This window comes from Mesorhizobium sp. EU05-FHT14A09 (assembly GCF_058790995.1).
Genome location: NZ_JBYTDF010000006.1, coordinates 135,164 through 160,819, shown reverse-complemented (window position 1 = coordinate 160,819; position 25,656 = coordinate 135,164). Strand labels below are relative to the sequence as shown.

Here is a 25,656-nt window from a genome sequence, read left to right as displayed (position 1 = left end):
ATCTAAGCTGCTTTGCCATCAGGCCACAAGCATGCAGTGCACGCCTCGCACATGCCAAGCGATATCCGAGGCCAAGGGCCAGCCCGCCTATTGCCGGATCGTCGCTTCCCTGAGCCGATGATCCTGCTCGAACACAGCGTTTTTCCCGGAGAAGACCGCCTTGGCGGCCCGATCGCCGATCAATTGCCAGCGCAACCACGCGGTGACGTAAGGCAGGAATGCGCCAACGCCCTCGCGACATCCGATGGTGAAGGGACGGCACGCCGGCTGCCCCTGGACATCATTGTGGTCCGCGTCGCCCACCATGGCCATGGCGGCCAGGCGACCATCGGGAACTTCGCCAAAATACCGCTTCACCATCGCCGATGAGGAGAGCGGATCCCTCTCACCCGACAGGAAAAGCAGAGACTGGTTCCGCCGCAAGGCAAACGGGATCAAAGCGCAATGGTCCTGATTGCACAAAGCGCGGCCGGGCAAGTCCAGCAAGATGGCGGTCCTGATGCCGGAGGACACAAAAGCGGCCGCATTGAAGGCCCCTGACGCGCCTTGAGAATGTCCCACGGCAGCGACCCTGCGGAAGTCGGACAGCGAGGCAAATTTGCTGTTCCGCAGCACGGCGAGAGCATCCAGCACGGTGTCACCCGTGCCGACACTGCTGTCGTTGGTTGCGACGACAATCATACCCCACGATGCCAGATGCCTGAGCAGATACTGGTATTTTGCCGGCGTAGCCCATGTGCCATTGCCCCAGGTGACAACCGGAAAAATCTCATCCGCCTTTCGCCCCTGCGGCACATAGACATCCACCTTGTTGCCCTTCCGGTCGCAACACAGCGACTGGCCCGCCTTGCCGACCGCGTATGGGCCGGGTTTTTCGAAAGCGTCCAAACCACGCCCTTGAGCAAAACCGAAGGTGGACAACAGAACCAGCCAGAGCACCGCGACCATGCCGACCGGGAAAACCCGGCCGCCGGCATGAAATATTTCGCCAGTATCCGCCTGAAGCCGCATGACATTCCCCTTCGACAGGATGGACTAGAAAATCGGGCGATCCAGCGCATCTTCGAGCTTATCGGGAGAAAACAGCAAGCGCACGGTCAGCCCGCCTCCTTCCGTTTCCTCGAGCTCGATAGTGCCGCCATGCGCGCTCATGATCTGCTCGACGATGGCAAGCCCCAGTCCCGTGCCTTCGCCTTCACAATCCTTGCCGCGCACGAAGGGCTGCAGAACCTCGCCTCGCTCGTCGATCGGGATGCCCAACCCGTCGTCGATGACGCGGATTTCGACAGACGGCAGCACCGCCACGACGATCGATTTCGCGCCAACGGCGTGCCGGACCGCATTGAGGATCAGATTTTCCAGCGCGACCTTGATCGCGGCCTCCGACCCAAGGAGCGAAACCGGCCGCGCCGGCGCTCTCAGCTCGATCTCGATGCCATGCCTGAGGGCCATCGGCACCTGATCGGAGATAACCGTCCGGGCGACAGCGGCAAGATCGGTGTCCGCAAAAGTCAGTGACTGGCCGGACAGGCGTGCAAGCTGGAGCAGCGTCGTCACAATGGAGCCGAGATGCGAGGTGTCGCGGATGAGCGCATCGCGCAGTTCGCCATTCGGAACCTGTTCCAGCTTCAGACGCATCTTGGTCAACGGGGTGCGCAGTTCATGCGCGGCATTGGCAAGGAAATTGCGCTGCGCCGCAAAGGCGGCGTCGATACGCATCAGCGCCGTGTTGAAAGCCGCAACCATCGGTTTCAGTTCGCTGGGCGTGTCGGCGTCCGAGATGCGGCGGCCATTCGGCAATCCGTCGATCTGTTCGGCGGACCGGACGACGCGCTGCACCGGCCTTGCCATCGTTCCCCGAACGATGATGACCGCAATCGATGTGGTGGCAACCAAGATGAGACCGAACAGGGGCAACAGGCCCTGGGACCGTACCGGCACGAGAGCGACGAGAACGGTCTCCCAGTTCGAGAGCACGATCCCGCCAACGGAGACAATCTTCAGACCATCGTCCCGGCTAACCGACTTGATGGCGAGCATATCGCGGTTGTCCTGGCGGTAACGGAATTCGGAGTATTCGATCTCGATTGGGATCTGGTCGAACACACGCCTGGCCTCAGACGGCTGGATACCGCGCGAAATTGCCTGCCGGCCATCTTCGATGACGTACCAGTAGGCCGGCTGGGCTTCAGCGAACGCGACAATGTTTGTTGCAAGCTTCTGCCTGTCGAGCACCAGGCGCCCTTCAGCATCATGGACTATGGCAGCGCTCAACGTGCGGGAAAGTTCGCTGGTGTTGATCTGCAGCCGGTCTTCGGCACTGATCGAGACCAGGATGGCGAGTGTCAGCACGGTGCCCAGCAACATCACGATCGCCATGCCGACGATCAGCAGAACAGCTACGGGGAAGGCGATCGACCGGCGCAAGCTGGTCATTCCAGAACCAGCATGTAGCCGATGCCGCGCACGCTCTTGATGATGGCATCGCAATCGGCCTCACGCAGACGCCTGCGCAGTCGCGACACGTGCGAATCCAGCGCGTTGGATTCGATATCCTCGTTGATGTTGTAGACGGAGGATTCCAGCGTTTCGCGCTGCACGACACGGCCGGCACGCCGTACCAGCGTCTCCAGGATCGCCAGTTCGCGTCGGGGAACGTCCAGCACCTTCTGCCCGACGCTTGCCAGCCGATGGTGGAGATCGAAAGCCAGGTTGCCGAACTGGGTGGACCCCAGCACGTCCAGGCTGTAGCGACGCAGGACAGCGCGGGCGCGGGCGACCAGTTCCATCGGCTCGAACGGCTTGCCGACATATTCATCGGCGCCCTTATCCAGGGCCGACGCGATGTCGTAGGGATCGTCCAGGGCCGTCAGGACCAGCGTCGCCGGCCGCGGTTGCAGCCGGCGCAAGACCGGAAGCAACGACAGGCCATCACCGTCCGGAAGCCTGCGGTCGATGATGACGAGATCGAACTTGTGGGCGATCAGCGCCGCCTCGGCTTCGGCGATGGAGGCGAAGGTGTCGGCGACCCCGATCGCCGCTTCCATGATCGTCTTCAAGGACGAAGCGAGCTCGCGATCATCTTCAACGATCAGAACATGCATGGTTGGCTATTTCCGCCGGAAACTCGGCCTCTGCCGGAAGGCTTTCCGCAGTCGACACGATCATTCCTCATACTCTTCACCATCGCGCGAGCGATAGTCCCGGCGGTCCCTTTCGATGTCGAACCGCTGCAGGCAACGCGAAAAATCAGAGGTGCGGTCATCAAAACCATAGGACAAGCAGCGCTCACGATCGCGCGTGTTCTGGCAGGCTGAAAGTACCACACAGACACATATCAGAAGTCCTGGACGCAGAAGGCATCCAAGACGCCTCAATCGCCGGCGCGACCCATTCGGGTCGCCTGGCTCGTGCGCCAGCAGGCGCGGCGCGCGGTCGCACGCTGGCGGTTGGCATAAGACATGGAACAGGCGCATGGCAGACCTCGAAACCCATTTCGCTGGCCGCCTGTTTCCGGTTGCCACATTGCAGCAATGTTACGGGAAACCGGCTTAATGACGCCGCAAGGCGATGGGTTATCGGGGCACACAGAACATGTCGAAATGCGGCCAGCGGCCGAGATCCTGCGGTCCCAGCAGTTGCCCCTTGAGCTCGGAGTAGGGCCATGAACGGTGACAATCGTAGCCAAGCCCGTTCATGAAAGCGAGAAACGCCGCTCTCTGTTCAACCGAGGTGCGCTTGTAGACTTCGCACAGGATGAAAGGTCTCACCTGGACGATCAGCTCGCGCATTGTCTCAAGCACGGCATGATCGTTGCCTTCGGCATCCGTCTTGATCAGGCGAACGCGCCGCAGCCAGTCGGCATTGGTGGCGGAGAGTTCGGCAAGCACGTTACAACCTTCGACTTCCAGCGGGTACATATGACCATGGAAAAGCCGGCCGAAGCGATCGAGATCGCCACCGTTGCAATAGCCGGGGTCGCTGTAGTTGAAGACGAGTCTTGACGGTTTCTCAGTCGCGGCAAAAGGCAGGATCTCGATCGGCGCGGCTTGCGTGTTGAGCGACGCGTTGGCCTTCAGGACCGGCCAGAGATAACGATTGGGCTCTACAGCGAAGACCCGCCCAGCAGGCCCGACAGCGAGCGCATAAAGGATTGTGGTGTCGCCGACATGCGCGCCAACGTCGATGACAGCATCGCCCGGCGCGAGATATCTCTTCAGCTCGTCGATCGCGCCCTGACTGATTTCGGGTGCGGCACATTTGGGATGCTGCCATACTGCGAACCGCACCGGCTCGCCATTCGACAGCCCGAACTCCTCCACCGCGTAGCTGTAGGTTTTCGGGCTTTCGCGGAAGCCGAGCGCAGCAAACACATCCCTGAGTTTCACGGCAAATCCCCACCGGCATCGCTTTCCAATCGCACCAAGCTTGCCGAAGCTCAACCGCTTTCGCATGCCGCGACGATTCGCATGGACATTGACGGACGGTTAGCCATCCCTTGCGGCAAATCGCCAACACAGCCCGCAGTGGCATTGATGGTAACCCGCGCCCTTCCTAAAATAACAATACTGCAGCGTGAGTCCCCACCGTCATGTCCGAGCAGGAAACGAACCATCGCGAACGCGAGCACCGACAGCGGGTGCTCAAAGGGGCTACGATCATCACCAGCATCCACAATTCGGAAATCCCCTGCGTCATTCGCAACCAGCATTCGAACGGCGCCGAACTGAAGGTGGCGGCCGACGCACTCATTCCCGAACGCTTCAGCCTCTACGTGCCCGTCGACGGCGTTGCCTATGAATCCATCCTGCGCTGGCGCCGCAACGATCGCATCGGCGTGCAGTTCACCGGCACGGGACCAAAACCGCGTTTTCACTACGGCTGACCGCTCGCCAAGCGCCCTCAAGATCCTGGAAAACCACCATTCTCCAGCGATCGGGGGCGAAACCCGGAATGCCTTGGTTGACGCCCGGCATTGCCGTGGCTAGCTTCGGCCTCGGAACGGGTTCCGCCGCAAGGCGGATGAAAAGGGAACACGGTGCGGCCAGACAATCGGCCTAAACCGCGACTGCCCCCGCAACTGTAACCGTTGAGCCTTCTTCCAAGATGCCACTGGCCGCCTTGCGCGACCGGGAAGGCGGAAAAGGGCGATGACACGGAAGTCAGGAGACCTGCCTGTTCCAGTCACCCATGCTTGATCACGAGGGGTGGTCAGGCGCGGTCGTCCGTGGCGGTGACACGTGAAGTGTTGCCGCATGCCGGAATGGCCGGAAGGTGAAATGCGATTGTCCGCAAATCTGCCTTCAGCTCCCTGAGCCTGCGGTTCGGAATGAACCTTGCGGCGCGATTGCGCCGTCGACCTTTTGGGGGCGGAGTTGAAGAAGACTGTTGTTCTGGCCGGTGCCGTCGCGCTGGTTTCCACAAGCCATGCCGGGGCCCAGGACCCCGGCGGAACGATGCTGGAACGCATCGTCATCACCACACCGCTGCGGCGCGAGACGACGCTGGAGCGCTCGACCTCGTCGGTGACGGTGATCGACCGCCGGAGCATCGAGCGGTCGGCTGCGCCAGACCTGCCCTCGCTGCTCAAATCCCATACCGGCGTCTCGATCGTCTCTTATGGCGGGCAAGGCGCCGCCGCCAATCTTTACCTGCGCGGCATGTCGGCCAGCCAGACGCTGCTGCTGGTCAACGGGGTCAGGGCGAGCTCGGTTACCACCGGCACGGCCTCGCTCGGCAACATCCCGCTGGATTCGATCGAGCGCATCGAGATCGCCAAGGGCGCGCATTCGGCGCAATACGGCTCCGACGCGATCGGAGGCGTCGTCAACATCATCACCAGGCAAGGCGGCCCGTGCGCAGAAGGCCGGGACAGCTGCGGCTCGGTCAGCGCCGGCGTCAGCCACCCCTGGGGCGGCACCCTGTCCGGCAATCTCGGCGGCCGCAGCGCGGGCGGCGTCGACTATTCGATCGGCGGCAGCCTGCTCGGCACGCGCGGCTATGACTTCACGCTGCCAACCGCCTTCGGCCATGAACCGGACGATGATGGCTACCTGCTCGGTTCGATCAACGGCTCGCTGTCGAAGCAGTTCGACTGGGGCCGGATCTACGGCGACGCCCTGATTTCCCGCAGCCGCGGCCAATACGATGCTTCCTATCCCGGAGCCAACGAAGTCGACACGACCAGCTTTGCCGGCAAGCTCGGCACCCAGATCAAACATTCCGAAGACTGGTCGTCGACGCTGGAGCTGTCGAGTTCGGTCGATCGATCGCGCAATTTCCGCGATGGCGTTGCCGGCGACAACCGCTTCAATTCCAGCCGCCATGGTCTGTTCGCTTCCACCACGAAGAATTTCGACACCGGCACCGTTGCACATGTGCTGACCGGCGGTGCCGAAGTCTATCGCGAACAGGTGAACTCAACCGTCGACTTCGACGTGACGGCACGCACGCTGGCAGCGGTGTTCAGCCAGTATTCGCTGTCCTATGAGGCGCTCACCATCGACAGCGGCATCCGCTACGATCACAACGGCCAGTTCGGTGGCGCCACCACCTACAATGTCGGCGCGAGCTATGAGGTCCTGCCCGACCTCAGGCTGCGTTCATCCTATGCCACCGGCTTCAGGGCACCGAGCTTCAACGAGCTTTATTATCCGAACTACTCCAACCCGAACCTCAAGCCGGAGAAATCCAGATCCTATGAAATCGGGCTGAACTGGCAGGCAACAGCCGACACCAATCTCGACATCGCCTTCTATCAGACCTGGCTGACCGACGCGATCGCCTCCAATCCACCAACCTACCTGCCCTTCAACGTGGCCAAGGCGCGTGTCACGGGTTTCGAGGCAGCGCTCGCGCATCGTTTCAGCACGGAGTGGAGCGGGAAGGTGACACTCGATGTTCGCGAACCGCTCAACCAGGACAATGGCAAATACATTCCCTATCGCGACCGGCTCAAGGCGACGGCAGAAGTGACCTATAGCCCGACCGGGCCGCTGGAGCTGTCGACGCGGGTGCTCTATGGCGCGGCGCGGTATGCCAATGCCGCCAATGCGGTGAAGCTGCCGGACTACGTCACAGTGGATTTCACCGCACTCTATGCGCTGGACACGGCATCGCAGGTGAAGTTCGCGGTCGAAAACCTGTTCGACGCGGACTATTCGACGGTGACAGACTATCGTGCGCCGGGCCGGACTTTCAATCTGAGTTTCACCCGGACATTCTGAGGGCCGGTAGGTGGCAATGCAGGCACGCAGGTCAGCGACATCGAGCAACGGGGCTTTGCCCCGAGGCCCTTGGTTATCCCTGATGGCCGGCAGCCTGTTGCTGGCAGCCGGCAGCGCTTCGGCAAACGACGCACCGAGACGCGTCGTCTCGATGAATGTCTGCACCGACCAGATGGCCATGCTGGTGGCCGGTGACGGCCAGCTTCATTCCGTTTCCTACCTGGCCAGCGATCCGGCAACATCGGTGCTGGCCGATGAAGCGCGACGCCTGGCGGTCAACCATGGCCAGGCGGAAGAGGTGTTCCTAATGCAGCCAGACCTTGTGCTTGCCGGCAGCCACACGACCCGCGCGACGGTCGGCCTGCTGCGGGACCTCGGCATCCGCGTCGAGGAATTCCAGCCCGAAACCTCCTTCGAGGACGTGCGGGCGAGCCTGAGACGCATGGGCGACATACTCGACCGGCGAGAGCGGGCGGAAACCCTGGTCACGGAACTCGACCGCAAGCTCGCCGAAGCGAAGGCACGATCGCATCCGAACATCACCGTCGCGACCTACTACGCCAATTCCTACACGTCCGGTGCCGGCACATTGATCGACGCCGTGGTGGCGGCGTCCGGCCTGACCAACCTGGCGACGAAACTCGGGCTGACCGGCACACAGCAGTTGCCGCTGGAGCTGCTGGTCATGGCGAAGCCGGACATGCTGGTGGACAGCGAGGCACGCTACGCGGCGCCCGCCCTGGCGCAGCAGACCTTCACCCACCCCGCCTACAAAATGCTCGCACAGGAGACCGGACACGTTTCCGTGCCGGCCAGATACACCATCTGCGGCGCGCCCTTCACCGCGATGGCGGTGGAGATGCTGGCGCAGGCCGCCGCAAACCGTGCAGGGCAGCCATGACCGAGATTGCCCGCTATCGCCTGCTGCTCGCCATGCTCGGCCTTCTGGTCGCGGTGCTCTTCGTGCTGTCGCTGACCGTGGGGCCAGCCGCCATCGCCTTCGGCGACGGCGTCACGGCGCTGTTGTCCGGCAAGGGGGATGCCATCGCGCTGATCATGCGCGAAATCCGGCTGCCGCGCGCGCTGCTCGGGCTGATGATCGGCGCGACGCTCGGCCTGTCGGGAGCGGCGCTGCAAGGCTATCTGCGCAATCCGCTGGCGGAACCCGGCCTGATCGGCGTCAGCGCGTCAGCTTCGCTGGGCGCCGTGCTTGCCATCTATAGCGGCCTGACCGTCGTCTTCCCGCTGGCACTGCCGCTTTCCGCCCTCGTTGCGGCGATCTTCGCCGTGTTCGTGGTGCAGGCACTGGCCGGACAGCGCTCCAACACACTGACCATCATCCTTGCCGGCGTCGCCGTTTCCAGCTTCGCCGGCGCGATGACCTCGCTGGCGCTCAACCTGTCGCCCAATCCCTTCGCCGCACTCGAGATCATGTTCTGGATGCTGGGCTCGCTCACCGACCGGTCGATGACGCATGTGTGGCTGGCCGCGCCGTTCATGCTGATCGGCTGGGTGCTGCTGGCAATGCTGGGACGCGCGCTCGATGCGCTGACACTGGGGGCCGATACCGCCGCTTCGATGGGCATCGACATGCGCCGCGTGCAACAGCTGGCGGTGCTTGGCACAGCCGCCTCGGTGGGCGCCGCGACCGCGGTCGCCGGCGCCATCGGCTTCGTCGGGCTGGTGGTGCCGCATCTGCTGCGACCACTGGTCGGCGCAAGGCCGTCGCGGCTGCTGCCGGCGTCGGCGCTCGGCGGCGCCGCCGTGGTGCTGGCCGCCGACATACTGGTGCGCCTCATCGCACCGGGACGGGACCTGAAGCTTGGCGTGCTGACGGCGATCGTCGGGGCTCCTTTCTTCCTCTGGCTTGTCTATCGCGAACGGCGGAGGCTGGCATGAGCCTGCTTGCCGTTTCCGGCCTTTCGGTTTCACTCGGCCAGCGGCGCGTGCTGGACGATGTTTCCTTCGCCATCGGATCGGGCGAATTCGTCGGGCTGATCGGCCCGAACGGCGCGGGAAAGTCGACCTTGCTGAAGGCAGGCCTCGGCCTGGTGCCGTCGCAGGGCGGCATCTCTATCGGCGGGCACGACGCGGCCAAGCTCGGCGCGCGGGAGCGTGCCGCCAGGATCGCCTATGTCGCGCAAGAACACGAGATCGCCTGGGCTATCCCGGTCGAAGCCATCGTCGCGCTGGGGCGCACGCCACATCGGCCGGGCTTCGCCGCTGCGTCGCCAGCCGATCATGCGGCCGTGGAACAGGCGATGCGGCGCATGGAGGTCGACCGTTTCCGCGATCGACCCGCCACAGACCTTTCCGGGGGCGAAAAGGCACGCGTGCTGATCGCGCGCGCACTGGCCCAGAAAACGCCCCTGCTGCTGGCGGACGAACCAACGGCGGGGCTCGATCCATCACACCAGATCGCGCTGATGCGCCTGTTCGCCCAACAGGCGAAACAGGGACGGAGCGTGGTTGCCTCGCTGCACGACCTTGGCCTGGCAGCGCGCTGGTGCAGCCGCCTCATCCTGCTCGACCAAGGCCGCATGGTCGCAGATGGTGCTCCCGACAGCGTGCTGACGGCGGAAAGCCTCGCCCGCGTCTACGGCGTCGAGGCTTATTTCGGCAGCTCCGCCGGGCGCACCATCATCCAGCCGCTCGACCTGGTGCGGTCCGAAGACAAACAGGAGAACGATGATGACCGAACTTGAACCGCTGTTGCAGAGGCACCTTGGCGACTGGCGGTCGGGCTGGAGCATGGGTTCCTTCGGCGCCATCGCCGAGTTCCATCAGGACGCGGACGAACAGCCGGTGATCGATGAGCCGCTGGAGCTGACCCGCGCGACACGGCGCGGCGCCATCCGGCTGGAGCGCCGGCGCCTGGCAGAGGCGACGGCGATTGCCTATGAGACGCTGAGCCCGAAACGGCATCGCTGGAGCCACGCCGTGGCGCTGTGCCTGCCGGCAGCACATGCGCGACGCAACGAACACACGGTGCTGACCGAGATCGGCCCCGACGACGACGCCATCCGCGGCATCGACCGCACCGGCATCCTGTTCGACATGGGGCTCGGCCTGGCGCAATGCGATTTCTGCATCCGCACCAGCGACCCCAAGCTGCTGGGTGAACTGCGCGCCCATCTCGGCCGGTCGCTGTTCGAGCCGGGCAATGGCGCGACCGCCGCCATCATGGCCGCGCATCCACATCGCGTCGCCCTGACAGCGCTCGGGCGTGTCGAGGTCTACCAGAAGATCGGTGGCCCGGACACCGGCGGCGTTTCACCGGCCGGACCGCACACGCATCTCCTGCCCAAACTGCTGGCCAGCGGCCGCACCCATTCGGCCAACACGCCGATACCGCAGGGGTTGCTGCCGCTCACCTTCCTGCATCCGGGCAATCCGGTGATCGGTGCGATGGGCGAGGACCAGCCCTTCGACGTCGACCTGCACGAGGCATTCCAGGACCTGTTCAGACGCTATGGAACTGCCGAAGCCCGCATGGCGAAACAGGCCGTCAGCGTGGCACTCGACACGGGTGCGGCTCCACGAAACTGGAGCGCTCCGGTCAGCCGGGCTGCCAAGACGGCGGCACGCATCGCGCTGCGCCAGGAGGCGAGGCTTGCCGCCCATCACGCCAACACCGGGCGCGCCGGCATCGTCACCGAGTGGCAAGTGGCGTTCGACCAATTCGACCCGGAGGCAGCAGAGAGCATTGAAGAAGAAGCGCCCGGGCATTAGAGCGCCGGACGCGCAAAGGTCGCTCGAACAGTTTGATCTGGCGCGTGCCGGGTGACGCATGTCACCCCGGGTGGCGCATGCCGCCCCCTTTCCGAAAAACGATTCCGATTTTCGGCAGGACCAAGACGGTTATTTTGTCGCCTGAAGCTTGTCGACCGCAGCGGTGAAGCCCTTGAGCGAAACTGGAATGGTGACGGGCTTGCGCGTCACCGACTCCATGCCGATGCTCAGCGTGGTGCCCGACTTCAGCCCGGTCAGCAGTTCCGGCGTAAGCGGCACGGCGGCATAGGCGCCGTTCTGATCACTGGTCTGGATGGCGACAGCCGCCTTGTTGCCGGAATCGATCTGGTAGGAGGCGCCGGCGGGCAGGAACAAGCCGTGCGGCAATGCCAGCAGCATGGCGAGACTGCCATTGTCGGCCTGACGGCGCACGGTCAGCGTCAGCACACGCTGGCCGGTCTTGGATTCCGTCAAATTCTGCGAAGCCTGGCATTCGAGATCGGTGCCGGAACCGCCGCTGGCGCAATTGACTACCCAGGGATTGCCTTCGGGCTGCCTGGCTTCGGCTGGCTTGGCATCGGCTGGCTTGGGCTTCGCCTCCTCGGCCGATGCGCCTGAGCTTACCGCACCGAGCGCCGCGACTGTCACCGCCGCGCATGCCAGCATCCTGAACCGAGCGCCGCAAGACCCACGCAATCTGCCTGCCGTCATTTCCCACCCCACGAACCTGTGTGACATCCATCCCACTGCAGGCGATCCACAAAACTGGACCACATCTGCAGGATATATGCTCCGCTATATATTGTTACCGAATAACCACAGTATTGATGACTCTTCTTGGGAGTGTTTCACTCAAGGACTCGCTAATCAAGCGATTTCGGATATTGTCCCCCGACCTGGGGATTGTATTGAATGGGTTCGGGGGAACGTTCATCGCTTGGGATTAAGTCCAGCGCGCGCAGTTCGATGCGGCGCACGAGTACTCGTGATTTCCCGCAAACATCTTTGCCGTATACATATTTTCGGTATACACGGCAGCTTCTGAAAACCTCTGCATTGTCTACATTTGCATTTGCGCTGTCCGGTGCTGCAGCAGCGCAGGCAGACGACCTCTGGCAACCGCAGGTGCGCGCCGTCATCGGCGCCGACAACCGTGGCGCCAATGCCGCGATCGAAGGTTTCATCCCGCTCAAGCAGACCGCGGAGTCGGTCCTGTTCCTCGATGTTCGCGGCAAGCACCGGTTCGACGACGGCTTCGGCCAGGATGTCGGCATCGGCGTGCGGCGACTGGTCAATCCCGATCTGCTCGTCGGCGGCTATGCCTATGCCAATGTCCAGACCATCGACGGCCATACCTTCAGCGGGGCGACGCTCGGCATCGAGGCGATCACCGCCAATTATGATGGCCATCTCAATGTCTACGTGCCCTTCGGCGGCGACGGCAACGAAAGCAAGGGCAACTCCAGCCTGTCGCTCGTCGGCAACCAACTGCTTGAGCAGGTCTCCGTTCTCGACCGCCGCAGCTACAGTGCGTGGGGCATCGAAGGCGAGTTCGGCGTACAGGTGCCGTTCGACCTGCCGGACAACCATTCGCTGAGGCTGGATGTCGGTGGCTATCATTTCGCCGATCCCGACCATCGCGACGGCAGCATCACCGGCGCCAAGGCCGGCATCGAATATGCCATCCGCGATGCCTTCAACGCCGGCTGGGACATCACGCTAGCCGGCGAAGTGCGCAGCGACAATCGCGACCACACGCAGTTCGCAGGCTCGATCCAACTCAGCGTGCCGTTCAACCCACCGGCCCGCAACGCCTCGCAGGAGGAGATCGCAACCGCCTATCCGGCGAGCGAAGGTCTGCGCAAGCGCGTCAACGAGCGCGTGCGCGGCGATATCGGCGTCCGCGTCAACACGCAGGAGACGACGCGCGGCTTCACCCGCAACGCTATCAATGCGGCGACCGGCGCGGCATTCGGCACCTTCTTCTTCGCCGATGGCGAGAACAGCCTCGGTCTCGGCACCCAGGGCGACCCGACGACGCTGGACGACGCCGTCGCACGGGCCGGCAAAGACGGTTTCGTCGTCGCGCTCGGCGGCAAAGGCAACATCCTGACAGGCGGAGCGGCACTGGTGCAAGGCCAGACCGTGATCGGCGGCGCGGGTACGGTCAAAGCCCTCAGCTATTTCGGTGGCACCACAACCTACAACTTCGGCGGCTCGAACGGCATCATCGCCGGCACGAATCCCGGCAAGGCGGTGCTCAGTCTCGCCAATGGCAACACGATTTCCGGCATCACCGTCACGGGCGGTGGCATCGGCATCTCCGGCAACAACATCAACGGTGCGGTGCTGAACGATGTCACGGTGACCGGTACCGGCTCACACGGCGTCGCCTTCACCGGTACATCGACGGGGGTGACAGGCACCAACCTGACCTCGAGCGGCAAAGGCGGCGACGGGCTGCACATCGAGAGCGACGGCACCTTCAATTTCGCCGGAACCACCCTGCTTTCTGGCAATGCGGGCGACGGTCTCGACATCAAGGGCAAGGGCACCTACGCATTCGCGACGCTGCATGCGCAGAACAACACTGGCGACGGCATTCATGTTGTCGGCACGGCCAGCACCGGCAAATTCTCCAGCACGGGCGGCACCGTCTCGGGCAATGGCGGCATCGCCGTCTTCATCGACCCGATCACCGCGAATGTGGTGCTGGATCAAATCAGCCAGAAGGGCGGTGCAGCGGGCATCGTCCTCGACCAGGTGTCGGGCTCGTTCTCCGTCACGGGAAAGACAACCATCACCGGCACGTCCGGCGCCGGCATAAGCATTTCCAATGCGCCGGCGGCGATCCGCTTCGGTGATGTCGAGATCGGCACGCCGGGCGGAGACGGCATTTCCTTTGCCGGTGTCAACGCAGCCGTGGCTGCCGGCAACATCGTCATTTCCGGCCTGGGCCTCGGCGCCACCGGGCTCGACTTCTCAGGCAGCCAGACCGTCTTCACGGCACAGTCCGCCAGCATTGCGGGTGGCGCGGTTGGCATCGACCTCACCGGCACGCTCGCCGGCTCGAAGATCACGATCGCCAACGGCGGCAGCATTACCGGCGGTAGCACCGGCGTGCGGCTCGGCATTGCCGGCTCGCTTGCGGGCACCGCCAATGCCGATTTCAGGTTTGGCGGCGGCACGATCGGCGGCAGCCTTGCCTCGCTCGACGCGCGCGGCCTCAATCCCGGCGCCGGTACCTATGCGTTCAGCACGACCGTGTTCACCGGCGCGCAGCTCTTCGACATCCGCAACCTGATGTTCGTCGGCGCGACCGCGACGGGTAGCGGTGACGGCTCATCGATCGACGACCTGGCGACGATCGCGCAGGCCGACGCCAGCACCGATGGCGATGCCACCTTCATCCTCGTCAACCGGGGAACGGCAATCGACGCGGCTGGCGGCTTCACCCTCGTCACAGGCCAGATTCTGGCCTCCTTCGGCAATGGTCGCTCCTTCTCGCTGGGCGGGGTGCCGCTCAATGTCACCGGCACCAACGTCCAGAACGGAACGGCGATCAGTGATGCCGGCGGCGCGGCGACACTGACCAGCAGCGCCGGTTCCTCCACCATCGCGATGGCCAACAACACGTCGCTGCTGGATGTAAACCTCACCAATGCCAAACCGGGAGGCGGCATCGTCGTCCAGGTCACCGGAGCCTCGAACATAGTGCTCAACGGCACGGCGATCAGCGGCGGCTCGACCGGCTTCCAGGGCACCAATGTCAACGGCGCCGCGCTGACCAATGTTTCGGTTTCCGGCGCTACCCAGGACGGCATCGCTTTCGACGGCACATCGACGAACATTGGCGGCGCAAACCTCACATCGACCGGCAACGGCAATGCCGGCCTGCTCATAGCCTCGGATGGCTCGTTCAGCTTCACCGGTACGACACTGCTGTCGGGCAACACCGCTCTCGGCTTGGGGATCAGCGGCAATGGCGACTATCGGTTTGGAACGCTTAATGTTCTCAACAACGCGATCGGCGGCATCAGCGTTACTTCGGCGAGCAATGGGAAATTCTTCACCGCTGCCGGCACGATCTCGGGCAATGGCTCGGCGCCGGCTGCCCTTGGCGGAATTTTCTTCGGCGGCGTCGATCTCAACGTCACGCTCACCAGCCTGACCCAGAATGGCGGTGCCTTGGGCGCAGTGATTGCGGGATCCAAGGGCTTCTTTGCGATAACGGATGCAACGACCATCAGCAATGTCGCATTGGGCGGCATTTTAATGCAGGGAGGGACCGCCGACATACGTTTCAGCGGTCCGGTCTCCATCTCAAATTCCAGCAGCGGCGGTATCCTTGTCGACACCTACGCCGGTGCGGTCTCGTTCGATAGTTCCGTAACGATCAAAAATACCCTCGCGGGACCCGGCATACAGATCACGGATACGACGGGGGCCGTGACCTTCAGCGGATCTGTGGCGGTCAACAACGCTGGCTCGTTTGGCCTTGCTCTTGCAGACAACAGCGGTGCAGTCCGCTTTGGAGATGTCTCCATCGATCAGCCGGGTGTTGATGGCATCACGGTCAAGGGAACAAGCGGCGTCATTTCGTTCGGCAATGTAGACATCACCCGCCTGTGCAACTGCGGCATCGGTCTCGACCTATCCTCGAGCACATCGATCTTCGCCGCCAGCACGCTTGACGTCACCGGAACGACAGGCGCCGGCTCGACAGGCATCGACCTGTCCGGCACGCATGGCGGATCGGTTATCATCGGCGGTGGCGTCATCGCCGGCGTCGACACTGGCATACAGCTCGGCACCCACGGAATTGCCGGGGCGCAAGCCAACACTGCTTTCAATTTCGGAGCAACTGGTAGCAGCTCCGTCACCGGAGCAATCGCCTCGCTCGATACCCGCGGCTTGCTAGCCTCGAGCGGCAGCTACGAATTCAACACGACAATGTTTAATGGCCCACAGCTGTTCGACCCAATCAACGTTATCTTCGTTGGTTCCACAGCCACTGGCATCGGCGACGGCTCGTCGGTGGACAACCTTGCCAACATCGATTTTGCCGACGGCATCACGACCGCCAATGTGATCTTTGCTCTGGTAAACGATGGCGCCGCTATCAACGACACCACCGGCTTCACCCTGTCGGATGGCCAGACGCTGGCGTCGTTCGGCAACGGCCGCATTTTCAACCGCAGCGGCGCGCCACTTAACGTCACCCACGGCGCCAACATCATAAGAGGCGGTACCCAGGACGACCCCACCCACAATGGTGCGGCGACGCTCACCAACAGCGGCGGCGGCAACACACTTACCCTGGGCAATGGCAATCTTGTCGCGGATCTGATCGTCAATTCGATCGGGGTGGCGATCGACGGAACCGGTAACATTACCGACTTCAACAGCTCCGGTGTGACGATCCAGAATGCGACAACCGGACTTTTCCTGACCGGCACGCTCGGCGCCGTCACAGTCAACAATCTGACGATCCAGGGTCCGGTTCAGAGCGGCATCGTTCTTGCCAATACTGCTGCCACTTTCAATTTCACCGGCACCACAACCATTGCTGGCGGCTCGAACGCAGCGCTGCTCGCCAACAATTTCGATGGCATCGCCGATTTCGCCGACATCAACATCACCGGTGGCAATTTCGGCATCGGCATTGCAACCGGATCAAGCGGAACGCTGACCTTTGGCAACGGGAGCTCCATTGCCAACACCAGCAACACTGCCTTCTCAGTGGGATCGTCAGACGCGACTGTCGCCTACAGCGGCACCATCACGCAAAACAACGCCGCGAACGCTGTCGCCCTAACCGCCAATACAGGTGGCACGATCACTTTCGGCGCGATAACGGCCACCACTGCGGGCGCAAAGGCGATTTCGATCGCCAACAACACCGGCGGCATCTTCAATTTCACCGGACAGGTCAACGCCAACACCACCACTGCAACGGCCGTCATGCTCGACACCAACACGGGCGCGACAATCAACTTCACCGGCGGGCTGGATATCGTGACGACCGGCGGCGATGGCTTCACGGCTATCAACAACGGCCCGGGTCTCTATGGCGGTACGGTGACCGTCACCGGCGCCGGCAACACGATCGCATCTGGAGGCAATGGCCTCCTGATGGGGGGGATGGTGGTCGGCGCGGGTGGTATCACCTTCGACAGCATTTCCGCGAAATCCAACGCGGCCGGGGCCGGCGTTGCCTTGAGCTTCGCAAATCTGTTGGGTGACGTGCGTATCGGCGGCCTGACTGATACTGGTTTTGTTGGCGGTGTCTTCGCCGGCCTCTCGGGCCCAGGAAAGGTCAATCTCACCGGCACCATCGACCTCGACCTCACCGATCCATTCAGTATCGGCTTCGATTTCGGCGGCACGATCGGCACCGTCAACATTGCAAACGTCGCCGGCTCAACACTCACCATCGATGGCGCCTGGCTTGGTATCCAATTCAGCGGGGCGCAGGGCGGCACGGCCAACATTGGCGGCAATGGCGGCGCGGCCACCATCACCGCCGCTCAGGCCACCGGTTCGGCCATCGCTTTGAACAGCAACACCATTGGCGGGCCAGTGCTCAACTATACCGGCACGCTCAATGTGAGCGCGGGCAATGTGCTTTCCACCGGCGGCGCCGACCTTGCCGTGCTCAACCTTGCTGGCACCGTCACGTCGACGACAAGCGCCACAGCCTTCAATTTCGCCGTGGCGTCGGGCACCTACAACATCTCAAGTTCGATCACCCATTCCGGTGGAACTGGTGTCAATGTCGGTCCAGGCGCACTTGCAACCGGCACCATCACATTCTCTGGCGCCGCGAAGACATTCAACACCGGCGCCAGCACCGCCGTCTCGATGGCCGGCCTGGGCACGCTCTCGTTCACCAATGGCGGCCTTGGCATCACCACCAGCTCGGGCACCGGCCTCAGCGCGATCGCCGGCACCGTCAACATTTCGGGCGCCACCGGCAACACCATCAATTCGACTGCCGGCACCGCGGTCAGCCTCAGCAACGTCACGGCTAACGTCACGCTCAATTCCGCCACGGCAACAGGCGGCCCGAACGGCATCAGCCTCAACAACATGGCCGGCAGCTTCAGCGTCTCCGGCGCAACCCAAGTGTCTGGCACGACCGGCGCCGCGATCAACATCAAAGGCAGCAACGGCACGATCAGCTTCGCCGACCTCGACATCACGCTGAGCGTTGCGAACTCGACCGGCTTCGATGTCTCCAGCGCGACGGTCAACGCAAATATAACGGCGACAGACTTCGACCTGACCAGTTCGAGTTCGGCAGGAACAACTGCCGTCGACCTTGCCGGCACGACGGGTACAGCTACGATCCAGCTTGGCGACACAAACCCCAGCGGCGCCAGCGCCACGATCGGAGGCACAGGCTCCGGACCTGCCACCGGCTTCAAGTTCAGCGCCACCACCAATGTCGCTTTCATATACGGCGACGGCGAAGCAACCGACAAGGCTTCCGCGGTCAAGGCGGCCGACATCTTCTTTGCGCCTGGCAATGCCTTCCCGACGAACGGCAGCTACAATTTCCTCGATGTCGATGGCGCGGCGGGCGGCTTCATCGGCGACACATCCGAAGCGACCGGCCCGACCGTCTACTATGTCAGCCCGGCGGGAACCGGGACCGGCACCGCCGACAACCCTGGTTCGATCGCCGGTGCCGAGGCATCGGGCGCCAAAGTCATCGTCCTGGTCGATACAAACCAGAACGGCACATCCGACCTGATCGACATGCTGGTGCAGTCCAGCGGCAACAACACGCTCAACCTCGCCAACAGCCAGATCCTCATCGGCCTGGCGGCCGGTCAATCGATCGATACCGCGCCTCTCGGCGCCATCGGCGGCATCCTCGGCACGCCGCCGTTCCAATTCAGCGGCATCAATTCGTCCACCATCATTGCGGCCGCCGGCAATGTCGATACGGTGCTGCCGATATTGACGACGAGTGTCGGCAACACGATCCAGTTCGGCGCCAACGGCATTGGCGCGATCCAGAACGTGCGGGTCGACAACACCGGCGCCGGCTATGCGATCCAGGGCAGCAATGTCGCCGACATCATCATCCGCGGCGGCACCATCGGCACGCCGGTGAGCGACAGCTTCATCAAGGGCGGTAACGCCGGCGGCCTGCTGCTCAGCGACGGCGCCGCGAACAGCAAAATAGCGTTGTCCAATCTGACGCTGTCGGCCACCGGCGGCGGCGTTGCCACGATCGACGGCTCCGTTGGCGCAGGTGCAATGACCGTCAGCGAGCTGGAGAACCTCACCCTCAATCACCTGGGCGAAACAGGTGGCCTCGGTCTGTTCGATGTTACTTTCGACGCCAACCCGTCAACACCGGCGATCGATACCGTCAACGGCGGAACGCTGATTGCCGGTACCCAGGCAGCACCGCTCGCAGCCTATGGCGCATGGTTCGACGGCTATCGGGGCAAGATCGCCTTCTCCAACACGACGGCGGCTTCCGTTACCGGCCTCAATGCACCGCTCTCGGCGCAACTGGGCGCAGCCACCCCTAGCAGCATGGCGCTGCTGGTTGCTCCTGTGGCCGGCGCTGGATCGGAGATCGATTTCGGCACGGCGACGCTTTATGCGGACGGTACGGGACCAACGCCGGGATGGAAGGCCGCCTTCTACAGCCAGATCGGAAGCGGCAATCGTGCTGGCTTCTCCGGCGGCGTCACGATCGCGACCACCAATGCTGCGGGCTTGCTCTCGGAACTGGGCGGTACGCTTTTCCTCGGCACAGCAAACAACGTCATCACGACCAGTGGCGGCCCGGCGCTTGCCTTGTCCAATGTCGGAACCCGCATCGAGAACGGCTCAGGCGGTTCCGCCCACTTCGGTGCGATAACGGCGAATGGCGGCCAGAACGGCATCTACATCAACACGATCGCGTCCTCGCCGACCATCGTCTTCGACAGCACGGTCAACATCAGCAACACGACGCTGAATGCGATCCAGTTGGACAGCGCCGGAAGCGTCAGCTTCAACGGAAATGTGAGCATCACCGCGGCAAGCGTGGGCGGTGTCAAGTGGACCACAGCCAGCGCAACCGACACGCTGACCTTTGCCGGCAACCTTTCGATCGCCAACAGCAACGGCGTCGGCTTCTTCGCCTCCGGCGGTGTCGTCAATGTCGCCAATGGCGGCCAGATCACGACAACCTCCAACACCGCGTTTCGGCTGAGTGGCGTCAGTGTCGGCGCATCGGGCATCAAGTTCACAGGCGTGACCGCCACCGGGGCAGGCTCGGGCATAGACATCGCAAATGTAACGACAGCGGCCAGCGGCACGATCGATCTCGGCATCGTATCGCTCACCGGCATCACCTCTCGCGGCGTCGACATCACCGGCACGCTGGGTGCAGCGCTGAACTTCGGCAGCCTGACCATCGGCCTGAACAATTCCTCGGCTGTGGCGTTCGACCTCAATGGCGTGACGCTCGGCGCGGCGATCACCGCCAATGATTTCGATGTCTCGAACGCAGCTGCGACCGGAACCTCGATTGGCGTCGACCTCAGCGGTGTCACCGGCCACCAGATCGTGCGCCTCGGCGACAGCAACCCGGCCGGCAACTCCAGCAGCATTTCCGGCGTCAACACCGGCGTGATGCTGAACGCGACAAGCGATGCGCTGTTCACCTTCGGCGACGGCGGCAATGTGGCCGACGATGGCGACGAGGGCTCCACCATCAGCGCCGTGGTCGCCATCGATGCCAGCAACGCCCCGGTCGCCGGCACCTACAACTTCAAGGATGTCAGCTTCCAGTCCAGCCCGGGCAACGGCTTCGGCATCGGCAGGACTTTCTTCGTCGCCGCGACGGCGACCGGCGACGGCAGCGGCCGCGATGCCGCCAACCGCGCCACGCTGGCGACGGCCGAACTGGCGGCCGGCGTCAACGACATCTTCATCGTCATCAATGACAGCGGCGCGATCACGGCATTCAATTCGAACGGCAACAACAGCTTCGTGCTGAAGAACGGCCAGCGCATCCTCGGCTTCGGCACGCCGACGAACACGGCCAATATCGCGATCATCGCGCCGTCCACCATCCTGCTGGCCAGCAACACGATCAGCATCGCCGATCCGGAAAGCGGCGGCGGCGCGGGCCATGGCGGCGGCGCAACGCTCGTGACGAATGCCGGCAGCAACATCATCACGCTCGGTGCGAGCGGTAACTTCATCGACGGCTTCATCCTCGACGGCGCCGGTGGCGTTGCCCGTGGCATCAAGGACAACGGTGCCGGGGCCACCAACACCACCATCAGCCACATGACGGTCCGGAATTTCGCGACCACCGGTATCGAGATCACGCCGTCGACGAACACCACCGTCAGCGACGTCACTTTCTCGGGCAATGCGCAGGACATCTTCCTGAACGCATTGGGCACAACGCTTCGCAACATCACCAGCACCGGCAGCACCGGCGCCGCCGCGATCCGGCTCGACAACACCACCGGCACGACGACGCTGGACAATATCGACGTCAGCGGCGCGGCGGGTATCGGCCTGCTGCTGAACAATGTCGGCGGCACCATCAACGCCACCGATGTCGATCTGGCCGGTTCGGGCGGCGGCGTGTCGGTCGCCGGCGGCGCGGGCACAGTGGCCTTCGATGCCAGCAGCTCGATCAGCACGACCGGCGGAACCGCGCTCTCGCTGACCAACACGACAGGCAACATCACTTATGCGGGCGGTATCACCCATGTCGCGGCCACCAACGGCATCAACATCGACAACCACGAAACCGGTACGGTGACTTTCAATACCGGCACGATCAACATCTCCGGCGGCGGCATCGGCATCAGGGTCGCCAACAGCGGCAGCGGCACCGTCAATTTCAACAATTCCAGCATCCAGCTTTCGACGCAGAACGCCAACGGCGTTGCCCTGACAAACACCGGTGGCACCGTCAACTTTGCCACCGGCGCCGGAGCGGGACTGGACATCACCACCACGGCCGGCTCCGGTTTCACAGCAACCGGCGGTGGCACCATCACCGTTTCGGGCACTGGCAACAGCATCACGACCGGCACCGGCACCGCGCTCAATCTCGTCGGCATGACGCTCGGCGCTGGCAATGTCACGTTCGGCAGCGTCAGCGCGAACGGCGCTTCGACTGGCATCTATGTCGAGGCCGTCACCGGCGGCAGCCTGAACATCGGCGGCGGCACGATCCAGAATACCGGCGGCACGGCGATCGACATCTTCGGCGGCAGCAGCGACATCAATGTCTCGAACGCGACGATCACCAATGCGGCGGGCCGGTCGATTTCCGTGCGGACGCGCAACGGCGGCGCCATCAGCTTCCTGAACACGGACATCTCCGACACCGGCCAGGGCCTGCTGTTCTCGGGCAACACCGCCGGCACCACCGGCTTCTCGGGCACCGGCACGCGCACCATCAATGTCGCGGGCGCCAACAACGCCCTGACGGTCATCGGCGGCGCCGGCCATACCGTTAGCTTCGCCGGCACCACGGCGCTGTCGACGAACGGCGCCGGCAATGCCGTCGACGTCTCGAACGGCGCAACGCTCGCTTTCACCGGCACGGCGATCAGCGCCAATGGCAGCGGCGCCGCCCTGCAAGCCGATGGCGGCGGCACCGTGGCGATCAGCGGAACGGGCACGCTCTCCGCCGGCGTTACAGCGACGGCAGTCGATCTGAACGCCGTTGCGACCAACGGCATCAGCTTCGCATCCACCAGCAAGGCTGCGGGTGGCACCAGCGCCGTCGTCATGAACAGCGTGACCGGGACAGGTACCGTGGCGCTCGGTTCCGGCACGCTGAGCGGCGGCTCGGGTGCGGTGATCCGCATCGGCGACGGTGCCGGCGGCGCCAGCACAGGTGGCACCGCTGGTCTCACCTCTTCAGGCACGATCACCAGCGGCACCGGCCAGGCCATCAACATCCAGGACCGCACCGCGGGTGCGCAGGCCATCACGCTCTCCGGCAACATCAGTCACGCTGTCGCAGGCCAGAGCGGCATCGTTCTGGCCGACAATGCGGCGGGCGCAATCACCTTCTCGGGCGGCACCAAGGCGATCAACAGTGCGAACGCCTCCGCCGTCAGCATCCTCAACAATGCGGGCGCCACGGTCAGCTTCCTCAATGGCGGCCTCGATATCGACACCACCACCGGCACCGGCTTCAGCGCGGCGGGCACCACAAGCATCACCGTCGGCACCGGTGCGAGCCAGAATACGATCCAGTCGACAACCGGAACCGCGCTCAACCTGTCCGGCGTCGCCGTTGGACTGGGCGGCATCACCTTCAACAGCGTCTCAAGCAGCGGGGCAGCGAACGGCATGCTGATCAACTCGGTCAGCCATGTCGCCGGTTCCACCGGCATCGATATCCTCGGCGGCTCCATCCTCAACGCCACGAGCAACGGCGTCAGCATCGACTCCACTTCGACCGACGTCGCAATCGCCACGACCATCTCGAACACCGGCGGCCGCACGGTTTCGGTGACCAATTCCGGCCGGGCCGGCGGCAGTCAGATCACCTTCTCCGGGGCGATCGACGAAAATGGCCAAGGCATCAACCTCGACAACAACGACGTCGGCAGCAACGCGACGATCGGCTTCTCGGGCGGCCTCGACATCAACACCGGCGCGAACACCGGCTTCAATGCCGTCAATGGCGGCGTGGTCGAGGTCACGGGGTCGGCCAACACGATCATCACGACCACGGGCACAGCGCTCAATGTGGCCAACACCAGCATCGGGGTATCGGGGCTTACATTCCGCTCGATTTCCTCGAACGGGGCGGCAAGCGGCATCGTTCTCAACAATACCGGGACGCTGGGCGGCCTGACAGTGACTGGCGACGGTACTGCGGCGAACAATGGTTCCGGCGGCACGATCCGGAATTCAACGGGCGACGGCATCAGTCTGACGAATACCACGGATCTCCACCTTGCCCGGATGAACATCACCAACAATCTCGGCGACGGTATCGGCGGTTCGACCATCAACGGCATGGTGCTGGACCGGCTGAACATTTCCGGCAATGGCAACGATGCCGGGACGGACGAGTCGGGCATCAACATCGTTGACCTCACCGGAACGGCTTCCGGCGGCGCTCACCGTACCGCGATCACGAATTCAGTCATCAGCAACAATTACGAATTCGAGATCCAGATCACCAATCATGCCGGGACGCTGACCAACCTCCAGTTCACCAACAACAACGTGACCGCCGACGTCAGCGGTGTTCTTATCGGCAACGCGTTCAATTTCCTGGGAGACGGCACCTCCACCATGGGGCTGACCGTCAGCGGCGGAAGCTTCACTGGAAACTACAATCCCGCCAGCCCGCCCGCCAGCTCAACAGGGACCGGGCTCCATGCCGATACCAGCGGAACGGCGATGACGGTGAATGTGTCTGGCGCGACATTCACCGGCAACAATGCCGGCATCAACATCTCGACAGGACCGGGCAGCAGCACGCTGACTTTCGACCTCGACAACAACACATTCGTCAACCAGCGCTCGACCGCGATCAATATTTTCAACAACGGCAACGCCCCGTTCACCCGGACGATCAACGGAACCATCACCAACAACATCATCGGCAATGGTGCCGACTTCTCGGGTTCCACCGTTGGCCGGGGCATCGATGTCGGCAACGAGGGAGCGGTCAATCTTACCGTGCTGATCAGCGGCAATACAATCCAGGACATCGGCACGCCGGGAGGAGCTGCAAGCACCGGCAGCGCGGGTATCGGCTCCAACATCGGAATCATGGGATCGCCGACAGGCGGGGGTACGACCAACCTGACAATCACGAACAACACCATCAGCGATATACAGGATAGCCGCGCCATCCTGGTGGACGAAAGCAACGAAGCAACTGGCCCGCAGCCGACGGTGTTCGTCAACATCTCCGGCAACACCATCGGCGGCTTCATTGGCGGCCAGGCCGGCGACGGCTCGAAGATCCGCCTGGATCAAGACAACGGCACCTTCCGCGTGACGCAAGGCGCGCCGGGGAGTGGTGCAACCTCACTGGAGGCCGTCAACACCGGCGTCACCGGCGTTCAGATCAGCGTCGGAGGAACGGTCTCATACAACCAGGGTACCCCGCCGCTGCCGACAACCAACCCACTGCCGCTGCTTGCTGCACCGGGTGGCGTCGAAGCTCAGGGTGACGACCTGTGGGGCGACGTGCTGACTGGCGAAACGCTGGACACCATCATCGCCGCTGCGATCCAGCGTTGGGCCGCCACAGGCCTGACCGACGAACAACTTGCAGCCCTCAACGCATCGACCTTCCAGATCGCCGACCTTGGCAGCAACTATCTCGGACTTGCCAGCGGCAATGTGATCCGCATCGACGACAATGGGAACGGCCTCGGCTGGTATGTCGACGTCACCCCACTCAGCGACGAGGAGTTCGCCAACCGTGTCGGCGACACCCTGCTGTTCGCAGACGGAACAGCCGCGCCAGCCGGGCAATACGACCTGCTTACCACTGTCATGCACGAATTCGGCCATGTGCTCGGCCTTGGCGATCTCCACGCCGTGAATGACAGTTCAGATCTGATGGGCGATGCGCTCACAACGGGAGAACGACGCCTGCCTTCCGTGATATACACACCGCAAGTGAGTTATTATCAAGAACAAACCAGTAGATAAAGGTCGCGCTGATCGATTT

12 protein-coding genes and 1 riboswitch are annotated in these 25,656 nt (G+C 63.3%); of the genes, 7 read left to right on the top strand and 5 right to left on the bottom strand.

Annotation, left to right across the window (positions count from 1 at the left end):
- Positions 1-87: 87 nt before the first annotated feature.
- The 4 genes from AC3WTO_RS21230 to AC3WTO_RS21215 all read right to left on the bottom strand — a co-directional run bounded on the left by AC3WTO_RS21230 (position 88) and on the right by AC3WTO_RS21215 (position 4,388).
- On the bottom strand, positions 88-1,011 hold the full coding sequence (locus tag AC3WTO_RS21230) for an alpha/beta hydrolase (protein ID WP_492462893.1): 924 nt from the start codon (positions 1,009-1,011) through the stop codon (positions 88-90).
- Positions 1,012-1,035: 24 nt separating this feature from the next.
- Entirely contained in the window at positions 1,036-2,436 is a 1,401-nt protein-coding gene (locus tag AC3WTO_RS21225; RefSeq protein ID WP_492462892.1) for a sensor histidine kinase, read from the bottom strand.
- Complete coding sequence (locus AC3WTO_RS21220; RefSeq protein ID WP_492462891.1) at positions 2,433-3,104, bottom strand: response regulator; 672 nt, start codon at positions 3,102-3,104, stop codon at positions 2,433-2,435. The genes AC3WTO_RS21225 and AC3WTO_RS21220 overlap by 4 nt, the downstream gene beginning before the upstream one ends.
- A gap of 471 nt (positions 3,105-3,575) precedes the next feature.
- Positions 3,576-4,388 carry an FkbM family methyltransferase gene (locus AC3WTO_RS21215; protein ID WP_492462890.1) on the bottom strand — a complete coding sequence of 271 codons (813 nt, stop codon included), beginning with the start codon at positions 4,386-4,388 and terminating at the stop codon, positions 3,576-3,578.
- A gap of 203 nt (positions 4,389-4,591) precedes the next feature.
- On the opposite strand from AC3WTO_RS21215, the gene AC3WTO_RS21210 reads away from it, so the two are divergent.
- The 6 genes from AC3WTO_RS21210 (at position 4,592) to AC3WTO_RS21185 (ending at position 10,958) form a co-directional block, all read left to right on the top strand.
- Complete coding sequence (locus AC3WTO_RS21210; protein WP_492462889.1) at positions 4,592-4,885, top strand: PilZ domain-containing protein; 294 nt, start codon at positions 4,592-4,594, stop codon at positions 4,883-4,885.
- Positions 4,886-4,986: 101 nt separating this feature from the next.
- Positions 4,987-5,193, top strand: a riboswitch (cobalamin riboswitch).
- Between the two features lie 182 nt (positions 5,194-5,375).
- The gene (locus tag AC3WTO_RS21205) at positions 5,376-7,226 is read left to right on the top strand and encodes a TonB-dependent receptor domain-containing protein (protein ID WP_492462888.1); all 1,851 of its coding nucleotides are present in this window, start codon (positions 5,376-5,378) and stop codon (positions 7,224-7,226) included.
- An 82-nt stretch (positions 7,227-7,308) separates the two neighbouring features.
- Positions 7,309-8,127 (top strand): ABC transporter substrate-binding protein, encoded by an 819-nt coding sequence (locus AC3WTO_RS21200; protein WP_492462887.1) that lies wholly within the window; start codon positions 7,309-7,311, stop codon positions 8,125-8,127.
- On the top strand, positions 8,124-9,125 hold the full coding sequence (locus tag AC3WTO_RS21195) for a FecCD family ABC transporter permease (RefSeq protein ID WP_492462886.1): 1,002 nt from the start codon (positions 8,124-8,126) through the stop codon (positions 9,123-9,125). The genes AC3WTO_RS21200 and AC3WTO_RS21195 overlap by 4 nt, the downstream gene beginning before the upstream one ends.
- Complete coding sequence (locus AC3WTO_RS21190) at positions 9,122-9,931, top strand: ABC transporter ATP-binding protein (RefSeq protein WP_492462885.1); 810 nt, start codon at positions 9,122-9,124, stop codon at positions 9,929-9,931. The genes AC3WTO_RS21195 and AC3WTO_RS21190 overlap by 4 nt, the downstream gene beginning before the upstream one ends.
- The gene (locus tag AC3WTO_RS21185; RefSeq protein ID WP_492462884.1) at positions 9,918-10,958 is read left to right on the top strand and encodes a DUF6925 family protein; all 1,041 of its coding nucleotides are present in this window, start codon (positions 9,918-9,920) and stop codon (positions 10,956-10,958) included. The genes AC3WTO_RS21190 and AC3WTO_RS21185 overlap by 14 nt, the downstream gene beginning before the upstream one ends.
- A gap of 129 nt (positions 10,959-11,087) precedes the next feature.
- Here AC3WTO_RS21185 and AC3WTO_RS21180 read toward each other — a convergent pair whose 3' ends face one another.
- A complete protein-coding gene (locus AC3WTO_RS21180) occupies positions 11,088-11,669 on the bottom strand; it encodes an invasion associated locus B family protein (protein WP_492462883.1) in 582 nt (193 codons plus the stop codon).
- A 345-nt stretch (positions 11,670-12,014) separates the two neighbouring features.
- On the opposite strand from AC3WTO_RS21180, the gene AC3WTO_RS21175 reads away from it, so the two are divergent.
- Positions 12,015-25,637, top strand: a complete 13,623-nt coding sequence (locus AC3WTO_RS21175) for a hypothetical protein (RefSeq protein ID WP_492462882.1) — start codon at positions 12,015-12,017, stop codon at positions 25,635-25,637.
- Positions 25,638-25,656: the final 19 nt, after the last annotated feature.

Excerpts from the sequence above, each read along its gene's own strand:
- AC3WTO_RS21210 (WP_492462889.1), top strand. The coding sequence starts at position 4,592 with ATGTCCGAGCAGGAAACGAACCATCGCGAACGCGAGCACCGACAGCGG.
- AC3WTO_RS21200 (WP_492462887.1), top strand. The coding sequence starts at position 7,309 with ATGGCCGGCAGCCTGTTGCTGGCAGCCGGCAGCGCTTCGGCAAACGAC.
- AC3WTO_RS21225 (WP_492462892.1), bottom strand. The coding sequence starts at position 2,436 with ATGACCAGCTTGCGCCGGTCGATCGCCTTCCCCGTAGCTGTTCTGCTG.
- AC3WTO_RS21180 (WP_492462883.1), bottom strand. The coding sequence starts at position 11,669 with ATGACGGCAGGCAGATTGCGTGGGTCTTGCGGCGCTCGGTTCAGGATG.
- AC3WTO_RS21185 (WP_492462884.1), top strand. The coding sequence starts at position 9,918 with ATGACCGAACTTGAACCGCTGTTGCAGAGGCACCTTGGCGACTGGCGG.
- AC3WTO_RS21195 (WP_492462886.1), top strand. The coding sequence starts at position 8,124 with ATGACCGAGATTGCCCGCTATCGCCTGCTGCTCGCCATGCTCGGCCTT.
- AC3WTO_RS21230 (WP_492462893.1), bottom strand. The coding sequence starts at position 1,011 with ATGCGGCTTCAGGCGGATACTGGCGAAATATTTCATGCCGGCGGCCGG.
- AC3WTO_RS21190 (WP_492462885.1), top strand. The coding sequence starts at position 9,122 with ATGAGCCTGCTTGCCGTTTCCGGCCTTTCGGTTTCACTCGGCCAGCGG.
- AC3WTO_RS21220 (WP_492462891.1), bottom strand. The coding sequence starts at position 3,104 with ATGCATGTTCTGATCGTTGAAGATGATCGCGAGCTCGCTTCGTCCTTG.